Annotated in this window: 25 protein-coding genes; 11 read left to right on the top strand and 14 right to left on the bottom strand. The window is 71.7% G+C overall.

The features are described from left to right. The first annotated feature begins 16 nt into the window (after positions 1 to 16). Together OG990_RS23310 and OG990_RS23305 are read left to right on the top strand one after the other, a co-directional pair. Positions 17 to 868, top strand: coding sequence for a hypothetical protein (locus OG990_RS23310; protein ID WP_406077139.1), 852 nt, complete (start codon positions 17 to 19; stop codon positions 866 to 868). A 140-nt stretch (positions 869 to 1,008) separates the two neighbouring features. Further along, a complete protein-coding gene (locus tag OG990_RS23305; protein ID WP_406077138.1) occupies positions 1,009 to 2,223 on the top strand; it encodes an FUSC family protein in 1,215 nt (404 codons plus the stop codon). Positions 2,224 to 2,237: 14 nt separating this feature from the next. On the opposite strand, the gene OG990_RS23300 is transcribed toward OG990_RS23305, so the two are convergent. The 3 genes from OG990_RS23300 to OG990_RS23290 all read right to left on the bottom strand — a co-directional run bounded on the left by OG990_RS23300 (position 2,238) and on the right by OG990_RS23290 (position 3,689). Then, on the bottom strand, positions 2,238 to 2,636 hold the full coding sequence (locus tag OG990_RS23300) for a nuclear transport factor 2 family protein (protein ID WP_406077137.1): 399 nt from the start codon (positions 2,634 to 2,636) through the stop codon (positions 2,238 to 2,240). Between the two features lie 77 nt (positions 2,637 to 2,713). Then, positions 2,714 to 3,265: a YdeI family protein gene (locus OG990_RS23295; protein ID WP_406077136.1), complete on the bottom strand. Its 552-nt coding sequence runs from the start codon at positions 3,263 to 3,265 to the stop codon at positions 2,714 to 2,716. Between the two features lies 1 nt (position 3,266). Beyond that, positions 3,267 to 3,689: a VOC family protein gene (locus OG990_RS23290; RefSeq protein WP_406077135.1), complete on the bottom strand. Its 423-nt coding sequence runs from the start codon at positions 3,687 to 3,689 to the stop codon at positions 3,267 to 3,269. Between the two features lie 187 nt (positions 3,690 to 3,876). On the opposite strand from OG990_RS23290, the gene OG990_RS23285 reads away from it, so the two are divergent. After that, positions 3,877 to 5,718 carry a glycoside hydrolase family 15 protein gene (locus OG990_RS23285; protein ID WP_406077134.1) on the top strand — a complete coding sequence of 614 codons (1,842 nt, stop codon included), beginning with the start codon at positions 3,877 to 3,879 and terminating at the stop codon, positions 5,716 to 5,718. 22 nt (positions 5,719 to 5,740) lie between these two features. Here the strand turns inward: OG990_RS23285 and OG990_RS23280 are convergent, their stop codons facing one another. Then, positions 5,741 to 6,568 (bottom strand): DUF72 domain-containing protein, encoded by an 828-nt coding sequence (locus OG990_RS23280; protein WP_406077133.1) that lies wholly within the window; start codon positions 6,566 to 6,568, stop codon positions 5,741 to 5,743. Positions 6,569 to 6,693: 125 nt separating this feature from the next. Here OG990_RS23280 and OG990_RS23275 point away from each other — a divergent pair, with 125 nt between their 5' ends. Then, positions 6,694 to 7,710 (top strand): glycosyltransferase, encoded by a 1,017-nt coding sequence (locus OG990_RS23275; protein ID WP_406077132.1) that lies wholly within the window; start codon positions 6,694 to 6,696, stop codon positions 7,708 to 7,710. Positions 7,711 to 7,712: 2 nt separating this feature from the next. Here the strand turns inward: OG990_RS23275 and OG990_RS23270 are convergent, their stop codons facing one another. Continuing rightward, positions 7,713 to 8,579 (bottom strand): sigma-70 family RNA polymerase sigma factor, encoded by an 867-nt coding sequence (locus tag OG990_RS23270; RefSeq protein ID WP_406077131.1) that lies wholly within the window; start codon positions 8,577 to 8,579, stop codon positions 7,713 to 7,715. Positions 8,580 to 8,727: 148 nt separating this feature from the next. Between OG990_RS23270 and OG990_RS23265 the strand changes: the two genes are divergently transcribed. Then, positions 8,728 to 9,192 (top strand): carboxymuconolactone decarboxylase family protein, encoded by a 465-nt coding sequence (locus OG990_RS23265; RefSeq protein ID WP_355606306.1) that lies wholly within the window; start codon positions 8,728 to 8,730, stop codon positions 9,190 to 9,192. Between the two features lie 104 nt (positions 9,193 to 9,296). Then, positions 9,297 to 10,028 (top strand): Clp protease N-terminal domain-containing protein, encoded by a 732-nt coding sequence (locus OG990_RS23260; protein ID WP_406077130.1) that lies wholly within the window; start codon positions 9,297 to 9,299, stop codon positions 10,026 to 10,028. A 10-nt stretch (positions 10,029 to 10,038) separates the two neighbouring features. On the opposite strand, the gene OG990_RS23255 is transcribed toward OG990_RS23260, so the two are convergent. After that, positions 10,039 to 10,554 carry a hypothetical protein gene (locus OG990_RS23255; protein ID WP_406077129.1) on the bottom strand — a complete coding sequence of 172 codons (516 nt, stop codon included), beginning with the start codon at positions 10,552 to 10,554 and terminating at the stop codon, positions 10,039 to 10,041. Between the two features lie 114 nt (positions 10,555 to 10,668). Then, entirely contained in the window at positions 10,669 to 10,866 is a 198-nt protein-coding gene (locus OG990_RS23250; protein WP_406077128.1) for a DNA repair protein, read from the bottom strand. A 210-nt stretch (positions 10,867 to 11,076) separates the two neighbouring features. Here OG990_RS23250 and OG990_RS23245 point away from each other — a divergent pair, with 210 nt between their 5' ends. Together OG990_RS23245 and OG990_RS23240 are read left to right on the top strand one after the other, a co-directional pair. Next, positions 11,077 to 11,556, top strand: coding sequence for a DUF4396 domain-containing protein (locus OG990_RS23245; RefSeq protein ID WP_406077127.1), 480 nt, complete (start codon positions 11,077 to 11,079; stop codon positions 11,554 to 11,556). 91 nt (positions 11,557 to 11,647) lie between these two features. After that, complete coding sequence (locus OG990_RS23240) at positions 11,648 to 12,310, top strand: GNAT family N-acetyltransferase (RefSeq protein ID WP_328424255.1); 663 nt, start codon at positions 11,648 to 11,650, stop codon at positions 12,308 to 12,310. Between the two features lie 254 nt (positions 12,311 to 12,564). Here the strand turns inward: OG990_RS23240 and OG990_RS23235 are convergent, their stop codons facing one another. The 4 genes from OG990_RS23235 to OG990_RS23220 all read right to left on the bottom strand — a co-directional run bounded on the left by OG990_RS23235 (position 12,565) and on the right by OG990_RS23220 (position 15,731). Then, on the bottom strand, positions 12,565 to 13,263 hold the full coding sequence (locus tag OG990_RS23235) for a TetR family transcriptional regulator (protein ID WP_355606288.1): 699 nt from the start codon (positions 13,261 to 13,263) through the stop codon (positions 12,565 to 12,567). Further along, entirely contained in the window at positions 13,226 to 13,720 is a 495-nt protein-coding gene (locus tag OG990_RS23230; RefSeq protein ID WP_406077126.1) for a thiol-disulfide oxidoreductase DCC family protein, read from the bottom strand. Before OG990_RS23230 ends, OG990_RS23235 begins: the two co-directional genes overlap by 38 nt. Beyond that, positions 13,717 to 14,187 (bottom strand): hypothetical protein, encoded by a 471-nt coding sequence (locus tag OG990_RS23225; protein WP_406077125.1) that lies wholly within the window; start codon positions 14,185 to 14,187, stop codon positions 13,717 to 13,719. Before OG990_RS23225 ends, OG990_RS23230 begins: the two co-directional genes overlap by 4 nt. A gap of 89 nt (positions 14,188 to 14,276) precedes the next feature. Then, complete coding sequence (locus OG990_RS23220; RefSeq protein ID WP_386992849.1) at positions 14,277 to 15,731, bottom strand: glycoside hydrolase family 3 N-terminal domain-containing protein; 1,455 nt, start codon at positions 15,729 to 15,731, stop codon at positions 14,277 to 14,279. Positions 15,732 to 15,899: 168 nt separating this feature from the next. On the opposite strand from OG990_RS23220, the gene OG990_RS23215 reads away from it, so the two are divergent. Further along, positions 15,900 to 17,075, top strand: a complete 1,176-nt coding sequence (locus OG990_RS23215) for an ROK family transcriptional regulator (protein ID WP_355606282.1) — start codon at positions 15,900 to 15,902, stop codon at positions 17,073 to 17,075. A 157-nt stretch (positions 17,076 to 17,232) separates the two neighbouring features. Here the strand turns inward: OG990_RS23215 and OG990_RS23210 are convergent, their stop codons facing one another. Both OG990_RS23210 and OG990_RS23205 read right to left on the bottom strand, forming a co-directional pair. Further along, positions 17,233 to 18,252 carry an ABC transporter permease subunit gene (locus tag OG990_RS23210; protein WP_406077124.1) on the bottom strand — a complete coding sequence of 340 codons (1,020 nt, stop codon included), beginning with the start codon at positions 18,250 to 18,252 and terminating at the stop codon, positions 17,233 to 17,235. Further along, positions 18,249 to 19,256, bottom strand: a complete 1,008-nt coding sequence (locus OG990_RS23205; protein WP_328424269.1) for an ABC transporter ATP-binding protein — start codon at positions 19,254 to 19,256, stop codon at positions 18,249 to 18,251. Before OG990_RS23205 ends, OG990_RS23210 begins: the two co-directional genes overlap by 4 nt. Positions 19,257 to 19,387: 131 nt before the next feature. On the opposite strand from OG990_RS23205, the gene OG990_RS23200 reads away from it, so the two are divergent. Both OG990_RS23200 and OG990_RS23195 read left to right on the top strand, forming a co-directional pair. After that, the gene (locus tag OG990_RS23200) at positions 19,388 to 20,230 is read left to right on the top strand and encodes an ABC transporter ATP-binding protein (protein WP_328424271.1); all 843 of its coding nucleotides are present in this window, start codon (positions 19,388 to 19,390) and stop codon (positions 20,228 to 20,230) included. 25 nt (positions 20,231 to 20,255) lie between these two features. After that, positions 20,256 to 21,149, top strand: a complete 894-nt coding sequence (locus OG990_RS23195) for a ribokinase (protein WP_406077123.1) — start codon at positions 20,256 to 20,258, stop codon at positions 21,147 to 21,149. Between the two features lie 10 nt (positions 21,150 to 21,159). Here the strand turns inward: OG990_RS23195 and ftrA are convergent, their stop codons facing one another. After that, positions 21,160 to 22,194, bottom strand: coding sequence for a transcriptional regulator FtrA (gene ftrA, locus OG990_RS23190; RefSeq protein WP_386992838.1), 1,035 nt, complete (start codon positions 22,192 to 22,194; stop codon positions 21,160 to 21,162). Positions 22,195 to 22,240 lie beyond the last annotated feature (46 nt).

Here is a 22,240-nt window from a genome sequence, read left to right as displayed (position 1 = left end):
GCCCTAAGGTTCGCCCGTGATTCCCCGAAATTTGAAGATCCTCGATCAGGTACACGCCGAGGCGCTGAGCCGGGACGTCCCAGCGGACGACGTGGAGCAGTGGTTGGAGCTCGCCCGTCCGTGTGCGCTCCTGACCCAGGAGGGGGATGGGCCGGTCGTGGGCGTGGTCCGGGGTCCCGTGATGCTTCCCGCCGACGCCGAGGACCCCGAGTACCCCCTCATCGCCACCATCGACTGTGCGGCCGTTCCGGCAGGCGTAACGGATCTTCCGCTGCCGTCCGACGGTCAGTTGCTGCTGTTCGGCTGGCCCGAAGAGCACGGCTGGGGCGAGGTGAGGTACGTGCCGGCAGGCGTGGCCGTCGAGGAGCGAGAGCAGTACCCGCCTGGCTTCCCTCCGGACGAGCCGGAGAATGCCGAGGTTTACGCGGAGCTCCCGCAGGGCGATCTGCACCTGACAGTCGATATCTCCCTGCCCTCCGTCCCGACGGTCCCAGGACCCCCGTGGTCCGCGCCGCAGCCTGGAAATCCCCAGTTCGAGGCACTGACCCGGGTGTGGCGGGACGTCCTGGCCGATGTGCCGGACGGCATGTTCTCGTACGGGGGGCACACAACGCCGCTGCTGATAGGCGGACACGGCACGGGATGCAACGGCTTCAATCCGGCCTGGTTGGCCGCCGACCACGCGATGAAGGAGGAGCGACCCGACTCCGTCCGGCCGGGGCCACCCAGCCCTGGTGACTGGGTTCTGCTGGCCGAGTTCCACGGCGGCAGGCAAGGAGGAGCGACCATCTACTGGACGATCCAACGTGACGACCTGATCGTCCAGCGCTTCGACCGTGCCCGCGTCTTCGTGTACTGGAATCCCTGAGGCCGGGCCAGCTCACTGAGCTGATCTCCACCGTGTGCTGGGCATTCGCCGTCGAGTCTGACGGTGGGTGCTCCGCACTGTTTCTTCACGCGGGCGTGGTCTCGCCGGATAGGTTCGCGTTCGGTGGGTAAGCGGCGCGCGTGCCCGGGAGCGAGGAGCCGGCAGCCGAATTCGACCCGGCCCCACACGGGCGGTTTCGCGCTGCCCTGACGTTTGCTGGCCTGCGGGAGCGTGGGCAGCGCGCGTTACGCTCCCGTGCCTGGCGGTTACGCCTGTACGGTCTGCTCGCCCTGCAGGCCGGCGTCGCGGCGACGATCGCCTGGTTCGTGGCGTACGAGTTCCTGGACAATGCCTCCCCGGTCGTCGCACCCACCACCGCGGTCGGCATCGTGGCCGCCGCGATGGGGTCACGCCTGCGGCGCACCGTCGAGTTGCTGATCGGGGTCGTCCTCGGGCTCGCCGTCGGTGACACGCTCATGCCGCTGTTCGGCATCGGTCCCTGGCAGACCGGCGTGGTCGTCGTGCTGGCGATCATCGTCGCCGTACTGCTCAAGGGTGGTGGTTCCCTGCTCACCCAGGCCGGTGGTACCGCGGTGCTCATCGCCACCCTGGAGCCGCCCGTACGCGAACTGTCCATCCCCCGCTTCGTCGACGCCGCAGTCGGCGGGCTGGTCGGGCTGGCGGTCGGTCTGCTGTTGGTGCCCATCCACCCGCAGAAGACGGTGCTGCGGCTTGCCGAACCCGTCGTCGGCCCGGGGGCCGCCGCCATGCATAAGCTGGCTGCGGCGCTGCGTGCCCGCGACCTTGGCGAGGCCGAGCAGAGCCTGCGCGAGTTGCGGAATCTCGGCCCGCAGGTCAACGCGCTGAACGAGGGGCTCAGCGCCGCCCAGGAGGTGGTGCGCTTGGCGCCCTTGCGCTGGCGTGAGCGACAATCCCTGGCCTTCCACACGGAGTCCATCCAGCATCTTGAGCGCAGCCTGCACAGCTGCCGGTCCATGGCGAGACGACTCACGACAGCCCTCAAGGACGGTGAACCGATACCGGAGGAGTTCCCCGCGGCCATCGACCTGCTGGCCGCCGCTTTGCTGACCCTGAGGTGGACGATCCAGGCCAATGAGGAGCCGCGGGAGGCGCGTGAGCAGATCCTGACGGCCGTCGAGCTGGCCGGGCAGGCGCAGGGGGGGTCGTCACGGGACAGCGGCGGCCCGCACCCCCACCGATTGCACTACTCGGGGCTGGTCGCCGTGGGGGAGATCCGGACAGCCGCGCACGATCTGCTCATCGCCAGCGGGCTGGATGCCCGCACCGCGGCCAGCATGGTGCGGCGGGCGGTGGGTTGGGAGGAGGAGGACTGAGCCAGCTCCGCGCGTCACTCGAACAGGCCGGCCGGCGGTGCGTGGTTCCCCTCCTTGACGTCCGAGTAGTCGCGAGCCTCGGCCACGAGGCCCGCCTCGTCGAAGCGCAGCAGCGTGCAGCCGGAGACGGTCACGGGTTTGTCCTTGACGTGGATCACCGCCCAATACTCCACCGCTGCCGCATCGCCGTCGACCTGCGGCTCGGCGAACCACACCTGCGCGGGGCGGGTCTCATCGGCGAAGCACTCCTCCAGATAGACCCGAAGGCCGGACCGCCCACGGTACGGACGAAACATCGAGGCCCAGTGGTCGCCGCTCTCGCTCTGCAGGGCGGTGAGCGCCTCAACGTCCCTGACCGGCCAGGCATCGGTCCAGGTCCTGGCCCACCGTTGGGCCGCCTCTCGCGTGTCCACGTACGCCTCCTCGGTCAACCGGCACCTCTGTCATCGCCAGTCGTACCACTGACCCCTGACATCCCAAGGGACACTGCCTACTCCTGAGCCACCAGCCGTGCGACCGTCTGGGCGAGGAGCTTCGCCCGCGTTTCCGGGGTACGGGCCTTGAGCAGCGGAAGGATCACGGCGTACCGGGCGGATCGGCCGAGCCGTTCGAACGCGGCGGATGCGCGGGGGTCACCGGTCAACGCGGCCGTGAGATCGGGCGGCACCTCGGCGGTGCGCTGCGACTCGTACGCCGCCTCCCATCGGCCGTCGGCCTTGGCGGCCGCGACTTCCGCGAGCCCGGCGGCCCGCATCCGCCCGGCCGCCGTCAGCGCTTCGACCTTCGCCACGTTGACCTGCGACCACGAACTCTGCGGGCGTCGGCGCGAGTACCGCTGGAGGAACGAGACGTCGTCGAGGCCCTTACGGTGGCCGTCGATCCAGCCGTAGCAGAGAGCCACGTCGAGCGCGTCCGCGATCGCGATCGAGGCGAGCCCGGAGTGTCGCTTGGCGATCCGCAGCCACGCCTCGCCCCGCACCTCGTGCCGCGCGGCGAGCCAGGACTCCCATGCCTCGGCATCGGGAAAGTCGAGGACGTCCACGTCATGCCGGCTTCATGGAGGAGAGGACGTCGAGGTAGTGCGGGTTGTTCATGACGCCCAGCACGTTGCCGAACGGGTCGACCACCGCGGCCGTGACGAACCCCTCGTCCCCGTGCGGGGTGATCGGCTGGTACTCCGTGGCGTCCATCGCCAGCAGTCGCTGCACGGTGGCGTCGAGGTCGTCGACGTGCCAGTGCATGACCGCGCCGCCGGGCCCGGTCGCGCCGGGTGGCGCGTACCTGCGGTCGATGATGCCCAGCTCTCCCTGGTAGTCGCCGATCCGGAACTCGGTGTAGGCCGGGCGTCCGTCGGGCCCCGACCGCAGGAAGTACGCCTCCTGGCCCAGGAACTCCGCGTACCAGGCCGTTGCCGCTGCCACGTCGTCCGCCCAGATGTTGAGTGTGGCGAATCCTCGCAGGCTCATTACGCGTCCTCTCGTCGATGTCTTCCGGGTCACGGTATCGACGATTGCGGAAGGTGAGCTTCCGCAATGAGGTGGCACGGTCGGAGAAAGTCGCGCGCCCGATCAGATCGGTGTACCCACGGCAGCGATGACAGGGCTCCGGTAGGCCGTGTACCACGCCCCTTCTCGGGTAGTCGCCGCCGTCGGTATGCCGAGGGGCGGGAGTCAGCGTGGAAACGACCTGGTGGATGAGCACGGGCTGGTCGGTGATCTGCAGACCGCCGCGCTGATCAGCAAGGACGGCACGGTCGACTGGTTCTGCGCACCCCGCTTCGACTCGCCGAGCGTCTTCGGCGCTCTGCTCGACCGTCGCAAGGGTGGCCACTTCCAGCTCTCCCCGGACGGCGTCGAGTACACGAGTAAGCAGCTCTACCTGCCCGGTACGCCGATCCTGATCACCCGCTTCCTCAGTGACGACGGTGTGGGGGAGGTGGTGGATTTCATGCCCGTCACCGGTGAACACGCCACCGACCGGCACCGGCTGGTACGGATGCTCCGGGTGGTGCGGGGGAACATGCGATTCCGCTTCGACTGCCGGCCCCGGTTCAATTACGGGCGGGATTCGTTCACGCTTGAGACGCATCCGGACGGCGACGTCTTCCGCAGTGCGACGCTCACGCTCACCCTGACCCCCTTCAAGGATTCGAAGCGTCTGATCGACCAGCGGAACGTCCGGCGCGACGCGGGCGGGGTGAGCGTGGTGTACACCCTGCACGAGGGAGACGCCGGCGGGGTGGTCGTCGAGACGGCGTGCCCGCATGCGCCCCGAGCGCTGACCGATGACGAGGCGCACGACCTGCTCAATCAGACCCGCGACTACTGGCGCAGGTGGCTGGGACGTTCCCGCTACACCGGCCGCTGGCGCGAGATGGTCGAGCGGTCGGCAATGACCATCAAACTCATGACGTACGCGCCGACCGGCGCGCTGGTCGCTGCGCCCACGGCGGGGCTGCCCGAGCAGGTTGGCGGGGAGCGGAACTGGGACTACCGCTACACCTGGGTCCGGGACGCGTCCTTCTCGGTGGGCGCCCTGCTCCGCCTGGGCTTTGCCGACGAGGCCCAGCAGTACCTGCGGTGGCTCGACGCGCGGATCCAGGACGCCAAGGACGCCGACCTTCCCCTGCAGATCATGTACCGGGTCGACGGCTCACGGGACCTCCCCGAGGAGGTGCTGGGTCACCTGGAGGGGTACCGCGGCTCGGCGCCGGTGCGCGTGGGCAACAACGCTGCGGGTCAGCTGCAGCTCGACATCTACGGCGAGGCGCTCAACTCGTTGGACCTTGCCGACCGGGCCGGGTTGCGCGCCACTCACGAGGGCTGGCAGAACACGACACGGCTGATGGACTGGCTCTGCGAGCACTGGGATCAGCCCGAGGCCGGCATCTGGGAGACGCGGTCCGGCCCGCAGGACTTCACGTACGGGCGGCTGATGTCCTGGGTGGCGCTCGACCGTGCCATCCGCCTCGCGCAGCGTCACGGGATCCCCGGCGACATCGCCCGCTGGACCATCGAACGCAACGCCATCTACCAGCAGATCGTGGCTCGTGGCTTCCATCCCGAGCGTCGCGCCTTCGTGCAGCATTACCGCACCCACATCCTGGACGCGTCGCTGCTTGCGATGCCCGCGCTCGGCTTCATCTCGCCGACCGACCCGATGTGGGAGTCGACGCTGCGGGCGATGGACGCCGAGTTGGTCTCCGACAGCCTCGTCTACCGCTACGACCCGTCCGCCTCCCCGGACGGCCTGGCTGGCACCGAGGGCACCTTCAGCATGTGCAGCTTCTGGTACGTCCAGGCACTCGCCCAGTCCGGCCGGCTTGAGGACGCCCGGTTGACCTTCGACAAGATGCTCACCTACAGCAGCCCGCTCGGTCTCTACTCGGAGGAGATCGCCCCCAACGGCGAGCAGGTCGGCAACTTTCCGCAGGCGTTCAGCCATCTCTCGCTGATCAGCACGGCGGTCAACCTCAACGAACTCCTCGACGACTAGCGCTGATCAGCGGCCGCACCCGTCAGAAGAGGGTCAGGGGATCGACCGGTATCGGTTCGGGCAGTGCTTCCAGCTCGGGTACGCGGGCCCGTACCTCGTCGTGGAAGCGGCGGGCGAGCACGGGCGCGTCGGCGTTGTCCGGGGTGTGGATGAATACCGTGGGCGAGCGCCCCTCGCGCAGCCAGTCGGCGGTGACGTCGACCCAGCGCTGCCACCCCTCGACCGTCCGCGTGGTGTCGTCGCGACCGAGGTAGCGGACGATCGGCCGATTGGTCAGCGCGAGCGACCGGAGCGGTACGCGCGGCTTCTTGGTCCAGGCATCTCGTTCCGCGTCGCTGGTCGGCGGGCTCGCGAAGAACGCGGTCGTGTCGAAGGGGATCCACTCGGCGGCCACGGTGGTGAGTGCCTCCGCGAGGAGCTGGGCCGCACGGGGGTCGTCGAAGAACGCGGGATGGCGGACCTCCACGGCGTACCGGTGCGACCTGGGGAGCTGGCCCAGAAACCGGCTCAGTGTCGGGACGTCGGCGGGGGAGAACGACCCTGGCAGTTGGATCCAGAGGGCGTGGGTGCGTGGGCCGAGCGGCTCGATCGCGTCCAGGAAGGCGCGCAGCGGTTCCTCGAAGTCGGTGAGCCGACGTTCGTGCGTGATGACCTTGGGAAGTTTGAGGACGAACCGGAAATCGGGATCGGTCTGCCGGGTCCACGACGTGACGGTGTCCCTGGCCGGCGTCGCGTAGAAGGTCGTGTTTCCCTCGACGGCGTCGCACCAGCTGGCGTAGTGCCGTAGGCGCTCCTGTGGTGGAAGCGGATGCGCCAGCAGTCGTCCCTGCCACGACTTGTGGGTCCACATCGCGCATCCCACGTGAAGCCGCATGACCGCCCTTCCTCCGGGTGAACCGCGCCTGACCGGAGCCCACGGTATACGCGCCGCCGGCGGGAACGGGACCGACGGTGCGGCGGGTAGGGTCCGACGCCATGCGCGTGCTGTTCGCCAGTTTGGCGTCCGTCGGTCACACCTACCCGCTGATCCCGCTGGCGGTTGCCGCGCGGGAGGCTGGCCACGAGGTGTACTTCGCCGCCGGTGCGGAGGTGCACGCGCCGCTGGCCGCGAACGGCCTGCGGCCGTTCCGCCCCGGCGACGCGTTCTACGAGGTGTACGCCGAGGATCTCGAACCGGAACTGGCCCGGTTGCGCCCCGACCTGGTGGTGCACGAATGGGGACTGCCGGGCGCGGCGATCGCCGCCCAGCGTGCCGGCATTCCCGGTCTCTGGCACGGGTTCGGTCGGATGTTCCCCGACGGCATCGGTCTCGAACTGCCCACGAAGACCGGCGAGGTCGCCGGCCGCCCGCACCTCGACATCTGCCCGCCCTCCTTGCAGGACAAGGATTTCCTCGCCACGGAACGCCGGATCGAGCTGCGACCGGTCCCGTTCTCGACACCGGCGGCGCTGCCCGCGTGGGTCAGCCGTCACGCGTCCCGGCCACTGGTCTACCTGACCCTCGGTACGGCGTTCGGCACGCCGGAGCTGCTGGCCACCGCCGTCGCGGGATTGGCGACGCTGGACGCGCGGGTGGTGGTGGCCGCCGGTCGGGTGCCCCCGGAGCAGCTTGGCGAGGTGCCCGACCAGGTGACCGTGCACCCCTGGGTGCCTCAGGCGGAGCTGCTGCCGTACGTCGACGTGGTGGTGCACCACGGCGGCAGCGGCACCACCCTCGGGGCGCTCGCAGTCGGTGTCCCGCAACTGATCCTGCCGCAGGGTGCCGACCAGTTCGCCAACGCCGACGCGGTCAGCGCCGCCGGTGCCGCCCTGTGCCTGCTCCCCGACGAGGTGAACGCGGACGCCATCGCCGAACACACCCGGAGGCTGCTGCCACGCCAGGGGAGCGCCGAACATCGCGACGCGGCCCGGACGATCGCCGAGGAGATCGCCCGCATGCCCTCCCCGGCCGCCGTCGCCCGCCGCCTACCCGAGTACGCCAGGGCGGGATAGACCTACCCGACGGTCAGGTCGAGCGTCGCGAGCTGCGTCGGGTCGGCCACCACCTCGATGCCGATGATCCGGTCGGTGACGATGAAGCTGATCGCGAGCCGGAGATCCCCGCCGAGGTTCACGACCGCGCCGGGCACCCCGTCGACGTACGCCGGAGACGCCGCCTGGGCGCGGCCGTTGAAGAAGCCGGCGATCGCGGCCGAGCCGTGCGTCTCGGCGGCCGACCCCAGGCCCGCGGCCACCGGATCGGCGCGCATGACGACGTGCGGGTCGAGCAGGCTGACCAGGTCGTCGAACCGGCCCTCCCGCGAGGCGGCGAGGAAGGCCTCGACCACCTGCCGCTGACGGGCCGGGTCCGTCTCCCGGACGGTCCCGTCCTGGTGCACCCTGCGGCGGGCCCGGCTGGCGATCTGGCGGACCGCGGCGGGACTGCGATCGACCACGGCGGCGATCTCCTCGAACGAGACCGCGAACATGTCGTGCAGGACGAACACGAACCGGTCGGTCGGCGCGAGGGTGTCCAGCACGACCAGGAGCGCTCGGCCGACCGACTCGGTCAGCATGGCCTCCCGCTCCGGGTCGACCGGCCCGCCGTCCGACGGGTCGGGCTCCGATGTGGCGGTGTCCCACGGCTGCTCGGGACGGGTGGTACGCGTTCGCAGCCGGTCCAGGCAGACCCGGCCGACGGTGGTCGTCAGCCATCCGGGCAGGTTGTCGATGCCCGCGATATCCGCTCGGCTGAGCCGTAACCAGGTGTCCTGGACGGCATCCTCGGCCTCGGTGCCGGAGCCCAGCATTCGGTGGGCGACCGCCCGTAGCCGCGACCGGTTCTCCTCGAAGCGCCGGGCCAGCAGGTCCGCCTCGCTCACGACCGCTCCGCCCCCGGGTGCACCCGAGCGGTCCTGTGACCGCTGACACATCTGTCACGCCGTCGGCTCGCGGGCCGACATCCCAGTGACAACCGGGACGTCGTAAGGCGAGACGTGCCGGGCAGCCTAACAAGACGGGACGACAGAAATGATCATCGAACCGCGCATCCAGAACCCCGCCGGCCTGCTGCCGGACGCCGTGAAGGCGATCAACCTGCTCTACAAGGCCGCGCACTCGGTCGGGGTGCCGGGCAGCACGCTGGAGCTGGTGCACCTGCGGGTCAGTCAGATCAACGGATGCGGTGCCTGCGTCGACTCCGGGGCCCGGGGCGCCCGAAAGGCTGGTGAGACCGAGGAGCGTCTGTTCTCGGTGGCCGCCTGGCGGGAGACCCCGTACTTCACCGAGGCGGAACGGGCCGCGCTCGCGCTCGCGGAGGCCGCCACCCGGCTCGCCGACCGGGCCGACGCGGTGCCCGACGACGTCTGGGCGGAGGCGGCTCGGCACTTCGGCGAGAAGGAGCTGGCCGCGATCGTGCTCTGGGTGGCGACCAGCAATTTCTTCAACCGGCTCAACGTCACCACCCGGCAGCCCGCCCCGCAGGCATGGGGCTGACCGCGCCGTGACGAGGCAGCCCGGGGTGCCGCGCCGCACTCCGGGCTGCCGGCGACCGTCAACTTGAGGTTGACGGCGAGAGAGCGTCAACCTATGGTTGACGCATGACGGATCCTATTCAGATGACCAATCCCGTTCGCCTCGACGACCTGATCCAGGCGATCAAGAAGGCGCACACCGACGCGCTCGACCAGCTCACCGACGCCGTGATCGCCGCCGACCACCTGGGTGACGTCGCCGACCACCTGATCGGGCACTTCGTCGACCAGGCGCGGCGCTCGGGCGCCTCCTGGACCGACATCGGCCGCAGCATGGGGGTCAGCAAGCAGGCCGCGCAGAAGCGCTTCGTGGCGAAGGCGTCGACCGAGGCGGCGGCGCTCGACCCGAACGCGGGCTTCGGCCGGTTCACCCCCCGCGCCCGCAACGTGGTGATGGCCTCACAGGAGGAGGCCCGCGCCAGCCGGCATGCCGAAATCGGCCCGGAGCACCTGGTGCTGGGCCTGCTGGCCGAGCCGGAAGCGCTGGCAGCCAAGGTGATCGTCGCCCGGGGCGTACCGCTGGAGACCGTGCGGGAGACGGTCAGCGCCGCCCTCCCGGCGCCGGCCGACCAGGTGCCGGACCTCATCCCGTACGACGCGCGCGGCAAGAAGGCGTTGGAGTTGACCTTCCGGGAGGCGCTGCGGCTCGGGCACAACTACATCGGCACCGAGCACATCCTGCTCGCCCTGCTGGAGCAGGAGGACGGCAAGGGAGTGCTCACCGACCTCGGGCTGGAGAAGGCCGCCGTCGAGGCCGACCTGCTCGCTGCCGTCGCCGCGGTCGCCGGGCAGAAGTGACCTCGCGGGGTCAGGGCGTCGGAAAGCCGTAACGCAGGGCGTGCTCCGCATCGGCTGGGTCGATCTGGCGTACGCCCGCGTCGGCGAGCCGCTTGTTGACCTCGTCGAGTTGCTCGCGTACCAGTCGGGCCTCCTCCTCGGTGACCCGTCCCCGATGTGGCTTGCCAGCGTGTTCCAGCGTCCCGTAGTCGATCTTCTCGGCGCTCTTGCGGGCCTTGGGCGGACGGACCCGCTCGGCCGTCTTGAGTAGCTGCGCCATCGGCACGTCGGTGGCCATCGCGTCGAACTCGCTGGCGGTCAGCACCACCCGGCGCGGCTCGCCGCCGCCGTGCCGGTCATGGATCTCGACCACCGCCACGTCCAGCGCGGCGTCATCGACGTTCTCCACCTCGGTCGGGGTGGCGTCCAGTTGCACGGGCCCGGCGATCAGGTCTGGGTGCTCCAGGACGACGATGCGGACCACCTCGTCGTCGCTCTGCAGAACCGTGCCACTGAAGTCGGAGACGTGGATCGTCTTCTTGCCCATGCGCGGAGCTACTCCTGTCGTAGGCCGGGATTCCGGACCAGAAGAAATTACCCGACAGGTGTGCGAAAGCCCGCGTTGGACGGCTCGGGTGTGTCGTGGTCGGTACTGCCGGAGTCAGCGGGTGTTGAGGCCGGGCCGGGTGGAACTGCCGGCCGGCAGCTTGTTCAGCTCCGCCCAGGACAGGGCGGCCGCGCCTTTCGTCGTACGGGTCCCGCGGTATCGCGGCTGGGCCGGAAAGCCTTCGGCGGGCTCCGTTGACCGCCAGAGTCGCTCGGGGTCCTGCTGGTAGCGGTCGTTCGGCTGAATCGGCATGACCATACCGTCCCAAAGAAAGGTGTCCATGTATGGAAATAGATATGACGGTCGATCGGTGCGCGTGGTTCCGTTTGCCGGCACGGGGATTGACGGTGACTCGAGCCGTACCCCGCGCGCCGCGTCGGTAATCGACCGGATCGGTGGACTCGACGAAAGAGTGATCCTCGTCGCTCGGCCAGATACCCCCGGGGGTATAGGCTGCGGGTCATGGAGAACGCGAATCCCACTCGACTGGCCGTCGCCGCCACCCTGCACTGCCTGACCGGCTGCGCCATCGGCGAGGTGCTCGGCATGGTCATCGGCACCGCACTCGGCTGGTCCGACCTGGCCACCATCGCCCTCGCCGTCGCGCTGGCGTTCGTCTTCGGCTACGCGTTGACGGTCCGCCCGGTGCTCCGCTCCGGACTGCCGCTGGGCCGGGCGATCCGGGTGGCCCTGGTCGCCGACACGCTCAGCATCGCGGTCATGGAGGTGGTGGACAACGGCGTCATGCTCGCCGTGCCGGGCGCCATGCGGGCCGGCCTCGCCGACCCACTGTTCTGGGGCAGCCTGGCCGGCGCGTTGGCGGTGGCCTTTGTGGTCACCGTGCCGGTGAACCGGGCCCTGATCGTCCGCGGGAGGGGGCACGCGGTCGTGCACCAGCACCACCACGGGGAGCACCACCCCACCACTCCGGCGGCGTCGTAGACTCCGGCCCCGGCCCCGACGGATCGCCCCGCCCGGTAGCGTCGCCCGGCGTACGGTGATCCACGACGGGCCGGGTGACGGGGAGGTGCGCATGCTCGACCGGCGGCTTCAGCTGCACCTGGCCACCTGGCTCGGCCAGTGGCCGGCCGGGAAGGGGCTGCACGTGGTTGCCTCGCACCGGCGGGCCAGGCCGGCCTGGGATGGCCGGCTGCGCCCGGCGCTCGCGGTGGACAGCGGTGAGAGCGCCGTGCTCTCCGTCCCGCCGGACCGGGTGGCGGCGATCCGCGCGCTGGCCCGGCGTACGCCGGACCGGCTGCTGCCGGCGCTGCCGGAGGCCGTCGGGTTGCCCGACTGGTGCGTGCACGACGGTCCCTTCCGGTGGAGCCTGGCCCCCGCGCCGCTGCCCGACGTGGGGGAGTGGACCGAGTCGACGGCCCCCGGGCTGCCGCCCTGGCTTCGGCTGTTCGACCGTCCGGTGCTGGTGGTCCGCGACGCGGACGGCAACTACCTGGCTGGGGCCGGGATGAAACGGCACGACGCGTACGGGCAGGAGTTGGCCATCGGCACCGTGCCCGCCGCCCGGGGTCGCGGCCTCGCCCGGCGGCTGGTGGCGCAGGCGGCCCGGCGGGTGCTCGACGAGGGGGCGATCCCGACCTACCTGCACGAGCGGGACAACGCCGCCTCGGCCCGGGTCGCGGACGCGGCAGGCTTCCCGGACCGGGGCTGGCGGGCGTACGGGGTCTATCCGCGCTGAGCGGCCGTCGGCACCGCGAGTGCCCGCGCAACGCTGTCGTCGTAGGGCGCGGACCGTGGATCCCGGGCCGGATCCACGGTCCGCAACCTCCCCCCAGGTCCCGGTTTCGGGCGCCCGGCCGCCCGCTGGGCAGGGCCGTTCGTGTCGATCACGCTACGTATCGAACACACTCGGTGCAAGGTGTGAGCTGTCGGTTCGGAGTGTCGAATAGCGGACTTGACCTGCGGTGGAGTCGAGCGAAGCTGCTGGCCGGGTCAGTGACGTAGCGTGCGGATGAGGTCGAGGACCTGTCGGGTCACCGGGCGAAGTACCCGCAGCCGGGACAGCGCCACCAGCCGGTCGATCAGCGGCACGACGCCGTCGATCAGCTGCCGGGTCTTGGCCTGCCCGGGAGATCGGTCGTGTACCCAGTAGAGGACCACGCCCATGTACGCCAGCCAGAGCAGCTCGGGCAACTCGGGGCGCAGCTCGGCGTCGACCTTGGCGGTCGAGCCCGTCAGCACCTCGGCGAAGAGGTCGATCGCCGCCTGTCGGGGGCCGGACGACTCTGCGGAGAAGGGGCTGAGCGGGGAGGTGGGCTCCGCCGCCGTCTTGAAGAAGGTCGCCGCGAACTCGTGCGACGGGGTCAGCACGTCAATGCCGGCGTGCAGCACTCCGGCGAGCCGGGCGGCGAACGCGTCCTCCCGGTCGAGCACCGGCTGGGCGGCGGCCCGGTGCTCGACCTGGGACTGGGCGTAGAACTCCTGGATCAGGTGGTCCTTGGAGCCGAAGTAGTAGTAGGCGTTGCCCACCGCCACGCCGGCTTCCTGCGCGATCGCGCGCATCGTGGTCTGGGCGTAACCACGCTCGCGGAACAGCCGCATCGCGGTGTCCCGGATCAGCTGCCGGGTCTGCTCGCCCCGGGCGGTCGCAGGTTCACCCGCAGTGGTCGTCGGCGCAGGCTGCTCGGTCATCGGGGTCACCGTATCCCGCTGGTTCGTCCGTCGGCTCGGCCCACGGATCGCGAACCCGCTCCCGTATCGCTGAGGCGGTGGCCACCACCTGCCGGGCGAGCGGCAACAGGCTCGGTCGGGCCAGCCGTTCCGCCGTGGACCGGTGGTCGGCCAACGCCCAGAGGCAGGCGAACCAGGCGCCGTCGCCCGCGTACACCTCGCCGGTGTCGGCCACCACGGTGAGGTCGCGCAGCGTCGCGTCGTGGTCCAGGCCGGGAAAGCGCCGCCGGGCCTCGGCTGACCCGGCGGGCACGAACTCCAGGGGTACGAGCTGGGCGTGGGATGCCAGCCATCGGCGGGCGGTACGGCAGAGCGGGCAGTTCGCGTCGAACAGGACGGTGAACCCCCGGATCCCACCGCCCCCGTGTGCGGTGGGATCCGGCAGCCCCTCGGGGCCGCCAGCCGGTGTGACGGTCATCGGGCCGGAGGGTTGGTCACCGGCCCCGCGCCGACCGGTGAGGACGGCATGGGCAGCCGGCCGATCGGTGCGATGGGCGGGTGGGTGGCGAGCTGGCGGAGCCGAGTCCGGCGGTAGCGGCCGAGCGCGAAGACGTTGAAGAAGTGCAGCGCGCCGAGCACCAGCAGTACCAAGCCGATCTTGAGGGATAGCTCTTCCATCGCCTGGCTGGTCGAATCCACTGGGTCGGGGTGCTTCATCGCCACCGTCACGTAGCCGAGGTTGAGCAGGTAGAAGCCGACCACCAGGAGGCTGTTCACCGCTCGCGCCAGCCGCTCGTCGGCGAACACCTCCTCCAGGAATACCTGTCCGTTGCGGGACAACGCCCGGGCCACCCAGATGGTCAGGCCGATGCTGACTGCGAGGTAGATCAGGTACATCCAGACCTTGATGTCCATGCGCACAGGGCCCTTCTTGAACGTGTTCAACTACCGACGGTGTCAGCGTAGGGCAGTTCTTGAACGTGTTCAAGAGAGAATGGTGGGCCGTTCCCGCCCCGACCGGTTGCCGCTCTGCCTCAGCCGGACAGCCCGAGCGCCTCGGCGGCCGCCCGGCCGTTGGCGTGGCTCGCGCCGTACGTGGTGACGAAGGCGCGTACGCCCGCCGGGCGCCACTGCGCCGGCCAGCCCATCTCCACCACGGTCACCGGGTGGTCCGCGGCCAGGCCGGCGATCAGCTCCGGGCCGCCGGGCAGCCGGTGCAGGTGCCGCCCGACCAGCACGATCGGTCGGTCACCGGCCAGCCCGCGCAGCGTCGCCTGATCGGTCTCGGCGGCGATCACCCGGACCTCCTGCACTCCGTCCAGGTGCGGACCGAGGCCCCACGGCACCCGCCCCTCGGCGATGGTGGACTCGGTGTGCAACTGCACCACCAGCGGACGGTCCAGGCCGGTGAGCACTCCGTCCACCCGGACCGCCCGGCGCGCCGCCGCGTACCCCAGGTCGGTTTCGGTGGCGGTCGCCGATGCGCCGGCGGCCCGGGTCCAGGCGGCGAGCGCGGCGGCGCGGCCGGCCGCCTCCTCGACCCGGGAGGTCGCCAACCGCCCGTCGGCGAGCGCGTCGACGATCTCGGCGGCCACCCGCTCGACCAGCCCGGCGTCGACCTTCGCGCCGATGCAGAGCAGGTCGGCCCCGGCGGCCAGAGCGCGGACCGCGGCCGGCCCGACACCGCCAGCGGCCACCGCGGCGCCCTTCATCTCCAGTGCGTCGGTGATGACGGCGCCGGTGAAGCCGTACTCGGTGCGGAGCAGGTCGACCAGGACGGCCCGGCTGAAGGTGGCCGGACCGGTGCCGGTCAGCTCCGGCACCCGGATGTGTGCGGTCATCACCGCGCGCGCCCCGGCGGCGACGACCGCGGCGAACGGCGGCAGGTCGCGTTGGCGCAGCAGGCTCAGCGGGACGTCCACGGTGGGCAACTCGTGGTGCGAGTCGGTGATGGTGGCGCCGTGGCCGGGGAAGTGTTTGGCGCAGGCGGCGACGCCGGCGGCCTGTAGCCCGCTCACGGCGGCGGCCGAGTGGGCGGCCACCCGCACCGGGTCCGCGCCGAACGACCGGGTGCCGATCACCGGGTTGTCGTCGGCGGTGTTCACGTCCACCGTCGGGGCGAGGTTGACGGTGATGCCGAGTGCGGCCAGCTCGGCGCCGATCGCCTGGTAGACCCGTCGGGTGAGCGCCACGTCGCCGATCGCGCCGAGGGCGGCATTGCCGGGGTACGGGCTGCCGGTGGCGTGCGCCAGCCGGGTCACGTCGCCACCCTCCTCGTCGATGGCGATCAGCACGTCCGCGCGGCCGACGCGCAGGGCGGCGGTGCTCGCCGCGACCTGGGCCGGGTCGTGCACGTTGGTGCCGAAGAGGGTGTGCCCGGCCAGCCCGTCGGCCACCAGGTCAACGGCCCAGTCCGGCGGGATCGGTCCCGGGTACGCGGCAAGCAACGTGCCGAGCGCGAGCCGGCGTAGTCCTGGATCCAGCCCCACGTGATCTTCCCCTCTCGGTGCCCGGCGGGCACGAAACGTCGTACGGCGGTGGTCATCGCCCTGCCGGGTCGGCCGAGCGTTCCACCTCCGCGTGGCCGTTACGCTACGGCTACCCGTTCGCAGGTCGGTTTACAGTTAGCAAAGTTTACTAAAACTAAAGGACGTGGCATGAGTGCGACCCGGCTGCCCGGCACCCCCCGCCTGTTGCGGGCGCTGAATGACCGTGCGGCGCTGGAACTGCTCCTCGAACGCGGCCCGTTGACCCGGGCCCGGCTCGGTGAGCTGACCGGGCTGTCCAAGGTCACCGCCTCCCAGTTGGTCGAGCGGCTGGAGGAGCGCGGTCTGGTCAGCCGTGTCGGCGAGCAGGCCGGTGGACGAGGGCCGAACGCCCAGCTCTACGCCGTACGCCCGAGCAGTGCCCACGTGGTCGGGGTGGACGTCGGGGCGGATCGGGTGGTGGCTGCCTGCGCCGACATCACCGGCGCGGTCATCGGCCGGGTGGAGCAGTCCACCCGGGACACCGACGACCCGGTGGGCGTGGTGCACAACGCCGTCGTGCAGGCCGCGAGCAGCGCCCAGGCGCAGCTGAGCAGCGTACGGCGGATCGTGCTCGGCACGCCGGGTCTGGTCGACCCCGGCACCGGTGACATCACCTTCGCCTTCAACCTGCCGCGCTGGCACAGCGGGGTGCTCGCCGCCCTGCGCGACGACCTGCACACGCCGGTGGTCTTCGAGAACGACGTGAACCTGGCCGCGGTGGCCGAGGCGCAGTCCGGCGCCGCGCAGGGGCTGACCGACTTCGTGCTGGTCTGGGTGGGCGCTGGCGTCGGCCTGGCGATCATGCTGGGTGGGCGGCTGCACCACGGGAGCAGCGGCGCGGCCGGTGAGATCGGTTACCTGCCGGTGCCCGGCGCGCCCATCCCACGCGACGTCTCCCGCCGCGCCAAGCCGGCCTTCCAGCAGTTGGTCGGGGCGGACTCGGTGCGCGCGATCGCCCGCGAGTACGGCTACCCGGACGCCGACGCCGCCGACGCGGTTCGCGCGGCCGTCGCCGACGGTGCCGGTGGCGGCCCGATGCTCGACGAGTTGGCCCGCCGGCTCGCGCTCGGCGTGGCCAGCACGTGCGTGGTGCTCGACCCACCGCTGGTGGTGCTCGCCGGTGAGGTCGGTCAGGCCGGCGGCGCGGCGCTCGCCGACCGGGTGCAGCAGGAGGTCGCGGCGATCACCCTGGTCCGGCCTCGGGTGGTGCCCACCGGGCTGACCGAGGAGCCGATCCTGCGCGGTGCGCTGCGTACCGCGCTGGACGCCGTCCGCGACGAGGTGTTCGGCTCCACCGTCGGCTGAGCCCGCTGGCGGGGTCATGTGAAGGAATATTTCACCGCCGGCCATCGTGCTGCAAGCTCTTGCCGCATCCGTTCCGGTCCGCCGGGCCGCCCGGACCAGGGCGGGCGGCCCGCAGCAGGTGGGGCCGCCCGGCCCAGGCGGGCGGCCCGGCGGAGGCTCACATCAGGTCGCGGCGGCGGAACACGGCGAACGCCGCCGCCGTCAACCCGCCGGTGAGCACGAGCAGTACCGCCAGGGCCGGCGCCCAGGTCAGCGAATAGAACCCGTCGCAGAAGCCGCCGCCCACGCTGTCGCCCCTGCAGAGCCGGCCGTCGTAGAACCGCGCCTCACCGCTGAGCCACGCCCCGATGTAGCTGGAGAGCATCAGCTGGTCCGGGCGCGGGGCGTCGACGATCTGCAGCACCAGCCGGGCGCCCAACTCCCAGACCACCGCGTACGCGGCGACCGCGCCGAGCGCCGCCGAGGTGTGTCGGCCCAGCGTGGCGATGGCGAAGCCCAGCGCGCTGGCCAGCAGCACCAGCACCAGGCCACGACCGTGCACCGCCCCCAGCGAGCGCCAGAAGTCCCCGCCCAGCCGGCCGGCCAGACCGGCCGTCTGCCCGATCACCCAGAACGTGGCGAGGTAGACCAACGAGGCCGTCACCGCCAGCGCCAGCACCGTGCCGAGCAGGGTGCCCAGCTTGACACCGAGCACCGTCATCCGGCGCGGTCGCCAGAGCAACAGGTTCACCACGCCGCCCGAGTTCAGGTCCGCGCCGATGTAGGAGGCGCCAACCAGGAACCCGAACAGCACCAGGAACGCGATGAGGAAGTAGAGCAGCGGGCGGGCCTGCTGGGCGAAGCTGAACACCCCGGGGAGGAAGTCGGCGGCGATCGGCAGCCGGTCCTGCCGGATCGGGTCGATCTCCGAGCAGTCGGAGGGGTAGTACAGCTCCGAGTCGCTCGACGGGAACGTGCCGTTCTTTCGGGCCAGGCACTGCTGGAAGTGGTTCTCCATGCTCTGCCGCGCCTCGGCGGCCTGCGCCCGCGCTGTGCTGAGTTCGCTCGCGGTGGGCTTGTGGGAGCCGGCCAGGGTGGTCGCCGCGGTGACGGCGAACGCCAGTGCCAGCAGGACGACCATGAGCTGCACGAAGCGACGCGCGGACAGCCGCTCCAGCTCGGCACGAACCAGGTTCACGCGTCCACTCCCCGATCGAGATTGATCACAGCGTCACCCTCAACGTCGGGCGGCAGCGCCGAGTCGTCCACCTGGCGGGGCACCGACGGGTGCCCGCCGGCGCCGGTCAGCTCGAGGAAGACGCTCTCCAGATCGGGCCGCAGCGGGGTCAGCTCGCCCACCCACAGCCCCTGCTCGCCGAGCACCTGGCTGATCGCCGCCGGGTCGGTCACCCCGCCCACCACCAGTGCCCCGCCATCGACGGTCGCCGCCATTTCGGCCGCGCGCAGCAACTCGGCGGCGCGCTCCGGCTCGGCCACCCGGACCAGGAACTCGTGCCGGTCGTGGCCGGCCAGCACCTCGTCCACCCGGCCGGCCGCCACCCGTCGCCCCTGCGAGATGATCGTGACGTGGTCGCAGATCAGCTGGATCTCGGCCAGGATGTGACTGGACACCAGCACCGTCACGCCGGCCGCCGCCAGCGACCGCATCAGGTCCCGCATCTCCCGGATGCCGGCCGGGTCCAGCCCGTTCGCCGGCTCGTCCAGGATGAGCAGCTGCGGATCCTTCAGCAGCGCGGACGCCACCGCGAGGCGCTGCTTCATGCCCAGCGAGTAACCCTTCACCCGCTCGTCGCCCCGGTCGTGCAGGCCGACCAGCTCCAGCACCTCGTCCACCCGCGAGGTCGGCACCCCACCGGCCCGGGCCAGCAGCCGCAGCGTGCGGTGCCCGGTGAAGTTGCCGAAGAACTGCGGGCTCTCCACGATGGCGCCGACCCTGCCGGCCACCCGGGGCAGTTGCTGCGGCGACGGCTCGCCGAGCACCCTCATCTGCCCGCTGTCGGCCCGGACCAGCCCGAGCAGGGCACGCAGCGTGGTGGTCTTGCCGGAACCGTTGGGGCCTAGGAAACCGTGGATCTGGCCCGCCTCGACCAGTAGGTCGAACCCGTCGACCGCGACCCGTCGGCCGCTCCGTAGGCTCTGAAAGGTCTTGCGCAGACCCTCGATCTCGATGACCGCGCTCATTCGCGCGACTCCGTACCTCGACCGGGCATGGTCGGTCCTCCGGGTGTGGTGATCAACGACACGGTGCCTCACCCTATGGCCGCGGCGCCGCCCGCGGGGGGCATCGCCGCGCTGCGTGGTTGGATGGTCCGGTGACTGGTGACCTGATCCGCGGCGCTGCCGGCGCCGCCTCCGCCTCCGCACCCGTGGACCCGGATCTGGTGGTCAGCCTCGACAGCGTCGGTGTACGCCGGTCCGGCACCGCTCTACTGCAGGACCTGACCTGGCGGGTCGAGCTGGACGAGCGCTGGGTGGTGCTCGGTCCCAACGGGGCCGGCAAGACCACCCTGCTCAACCTCGCCGCCGGCCGACTGCACCCCACCACCGGTGTCGCCCACGTGCTCGGTGAGCGGATCGGCCGCACCGACGTCAACGAGCTGCGCACCCGGATCGGGCTCTCCACCGCCGCGCTCGCCGAGCGACTGCCCGCCGACGAGCGGGTCAGCGACGTGGTGGTGACCGCCGCCTGGTCGGTGGTCGGCCGCTGGCGGGAGAGCTACGAGCGCGGCGACGAGGCGCGGGCGCGGGCGCTGCTGAGCCAGCTCGGCATCGGCGGCCTCGCCGAGCGCCGCTACGGCACCCTCTCCGAGGGTGAGCGCAAGCGGGTGCAGATCGCCCGCGCGCTGATGACCGACCCGGAGCTGCTGCTGCTCGACGAGCCCGCCGCCGGGCTCGACCTGGGTGGGCGCGAGGACCTGGTGGCCCGCCTGGCCGAGCTGGCGTACGACCCGGACGCCCCGGCTCTGGTGCTGGTCACCCACCACGTGGAGGAGATCCCGCCGGGATTCACCCACGCACTGCTGCTGCGGGAGGGCGTAGCCGTCGCGCAGGGCCTGCTCGCCGAGACGCTGACCGGCGACAACCTCTCCAAGACCTTCGGCCTGCCGCTGGTGGTCGAGCGCTCGGGCGACCGCTTCACCGCCCGCGCCGCCTGAGCCCGGGACAGGGCGGGAGGTCACCGTGCCGCAGACCCGGGTGGTCGTGGTGGGCAGCGCCAATATGGACCTGGTCGCGATGGCGCCCGCGCTGCCCCGACCGGGCGAGACCCTGCTCGGCACCGACTTCGTGATGGTGCCCGGCGGCAAGGGCGCCAACCAGGCCGTCGCCGCCGTCCGGGCCGGCGCCTCCTGCGCCTTCCTCGGTGCGATCGGCTCCGACGCGTTCGGCGTGACCCTAACGGCCCGAATCGCGGCGGCCGGGGTGGACACCGGCCAGCTGCGGGTGGTCTACGGCACGTCCGGGGTGGCGCTGGTGATGGTCAACGCGGAGGGGGAGAACGCCATCGTGGTGACCCCCGGCGCGAACGACGCGCTGCTCGGCCTCACCGAGGAGGAGTTGTCCACGGTCCGTGCGGCGGACGTCCTCGTCGCCCAGCTGGAGATCCCGGTGCAGACGGTGGCCGACGCCGCGGTGGCCGCCCGCGCCGCCGGCACCAGGGTCATCCTGAACGCCGCACCGGCCCGGGATGTCCCGCCGGAGCTGTTCGCGGCGGTGGACCTGTTGGTCGTCAACGAGGGTGAGGCGCAGGCGTTCACCGGCCGAGGTCGGGAGCCACGGGCGCTGCTCGACCTGGTGCCCCGGGCCGTGCTCACCCTCGGCGGCGAGGGCGCCTGGTACGTCGACCGCGAGGGCGCCGAGGTGCACGTGCCCGCCGTCCGGGTCGATGTGGTCGACTCCACGGCGGCGGGCGACGCGTTCACCGCCGCCTTGGCCGTCGGTTGGGGCGAGGGACGGGACCTGGTCGACGCGGTGCGCTGGGCGGCGGCGGCCGGCGCGGCCTGCGTGCGCCGGCTCGGCGCCTCGGTGGCTCTGCCCCGCCGCGCCGAGATCGACGAGCTGTACGCCCGGGGCTGACCCGCCCGCGCTACGCCGGCCGGCCCGTCGCCGCTCCGGTGCGGAAAGCCCGGCGGTACGCCGACGGCGAGGTCAGCATGACCCGACCGAAATGGTGGCGGTAGGTGACCGGGGTGTCGAAGCCCACCGCGCCGGCGATCTGCTCGACCGGGGCGTCGGTCTCCTCCAGCAGCGCCAGACTGGCCCGGACCCGCTGGTCGATCAGCCACCGGATCGGGCTGGTCCCGGTGGCCCGGGCGAAGTGCCGCAGGTAGGTGCGGGGCGACATGTGCGCCCGCCCGGCGAGCTGGGCCACGGTCAGCGGCTCGGTGAGGTGCGCGAGCGCCCAGTCGATGCTGGCGGCGATCCGGTCGTCGTCCGGGTCGGTGGTCACCGGCGCCTCCACGAACTGGGCCTGCCCACCGTCGCGGTGCGGGGGGATCACCAACCGACGCGCGACCGCGTTGGCGATCGCCGAGCCGTGGTCCCGCCGAACCACGTGCACGCAGAGGTCGAGCCCGGCGGCGCTGCCGGCGCTGGTGAGCAGGTCGCCGTCGTCGAGGTAGAGCACGTCCGGGTCCACCTCGACCCGCGGGTACCGCCGCGCCAGCAGCTCCGCGTACTGCCAGTGGGTGGTGGCCCGCCGCCCGTCCAGCAGCCCGGCGCCGGCCAGCGCGAACGCGCCAGAGCAGATCGACATGATCCGGGCACCCCGCCGGTGCGCTCGAAGCAGGGCGCTCACCAACTCGGATGACGGGTCGGCGGTCACGTCGGGCACGCCGGGAACGATGACCGTCTGTGCCGCCGCCAGCTCCGCCAGGCCGTACGGGGTGTGCAGGCTGGCCCCACCGACGACCGGCACCGGCCCGGGCCGCTCAGCGCAGACCACCAGGTCGTACCAGTCGACGTCGAACTCGGGCCGGGGCAGTCCGAACACCTCGGTGACGATGCCGGTCTCGAACACCGACATCCCCGGGTACGCGAGCACGGCGACGCGGTGCCCGGCGGCCGGCCGACGGGCCGTTGGCAACGGGAGTGGGTTGGCGGCCACGGCGCGGGTCGGCATGGCGGGATGTTAGCGCAGGGCGTCGTTTCCGCCACTCGTCCGGAGC

It is taken from the genome of Micromonospora sp. NBC_00858, from assembly GCF_045207365.1.
GTDB lineage: Bacteria > Actinomycetota > Actinomycetes > Mycobacteriales > Micromonosporaceae > Micromonospora.
Note: the sequence above shows the minus strand (reverse complement) of the source record. Positions and strands in the feature narration are given on the sequence as shown.

Excerpts from the sequence above, each read along its gene's own strand:
- ftrA (WP_386992838.1), bottom strand. The coding sequence starts at position 22,194 with ATGCCGACCCGCGCCGTGGCCGCCAACCCACTCCCGTTGCCAACGGCC.
- OG990_RS23255 (WP_406077129.1), bottom strand. The coding sequence starts at position 10,554 with ATGGGCAAGAAGACGATCCACGTCTCCGACTTCAGTGGCACGGTTCTG.
- OG990_RS23285 (WP_406077134.1), top strand. The coding sequence starts at position 3,877 with ATGCCGAGGGGCGGGAGTCAGCGTGGAAACGACCTGGTGGATGAGCAC.
- OG990_RS23290 (WP_406077135.1), bottom strand. The coding sequence starts at position 3,689 with ATGAGCCTGCGAGGATTCGCCACACTCAACATCTGGGCGGACGACGTG.
- OG990_RS23280 (WP_406077133.1), bottom strand. The coding sequence starts at position 6,568 with ATGTGGACCCACAAGTCGTGGCAGGGACGACTGCTGGCGCATCCGCTT.
- OG990_RS23265 (WP_355606306.1), top strand. The coding sequence starts at position 8,728 with ATGATCATCGAACCGCGCATCCAGAACCCCGCCGGCCTGCTGCCGGAC.
- OG990_RS23235 (WP_355606288.1), bottom strand. The coding sequence starts at position 13,263 with ATGACCGAGCAGCCTGCGCCGACGACCACTGCGGGTGAACCTGCGACC.
- OG990_RS23205 (WP_328424269.1), bottom strand. The coding sequence starts at position 19,256 with ATGAGCGCGGTCATCGAGATCGAGGGTCTGCGCAAGACCTTTCAGAGC.
- OG990_RS23245 (WP_406077127.1), top strand. The coding sequence starts at position 11,077 with ATGGAGAACGCGAATCCCACTCGACTGGCCGTCGCCGCCACCCTGCAC.
- OG990_RS23250 (WP_406077128.1), bottom strand. The coding sequence starts at position 10,866 with ATGCCGATTCAGCCGAACGACCGCTACCAGCAGGACCCCGAGCGACTC.
- OG990_RS23260 (WP_406077130.1), top strand. The coding sequence starts at position 9,297 with ATGACGGATCCTATTCAGATGACCAATCCCGTTCGCCTCGACGACCTG.
- OG990_RS23230 (WP_406077126.1), bottom strand. The coding sequence starts at position 13,720 with ATGACCGTCACACCGGCTGGCGGCCCCGAGGGGCTGCCGGATCCCACC.
- OG990_RS23215 (WP_355606282.1), top strand. The coding sequence starts at position 15,900 with ATGAGTGCGACCCGGCTGCCCGGCACCCCCCGCCTGTTGCGGGCGCTG.
- OG990_RS23240 (WP_328424255.1), top strand. The coding sequence starts at position 11,648 with ATGCTCGACCGGCGGCTTCAGCTGCACCTGGCCACCTGGCTCGGCCAG.
- OG990_RS23275 (WP_406077132.1), top strand. The coding sequence starts at position 6,694 with ATGCGCGTGCTGTTCGCCAGTTTGGCGTCCGTCGGTCACACCTACCCG.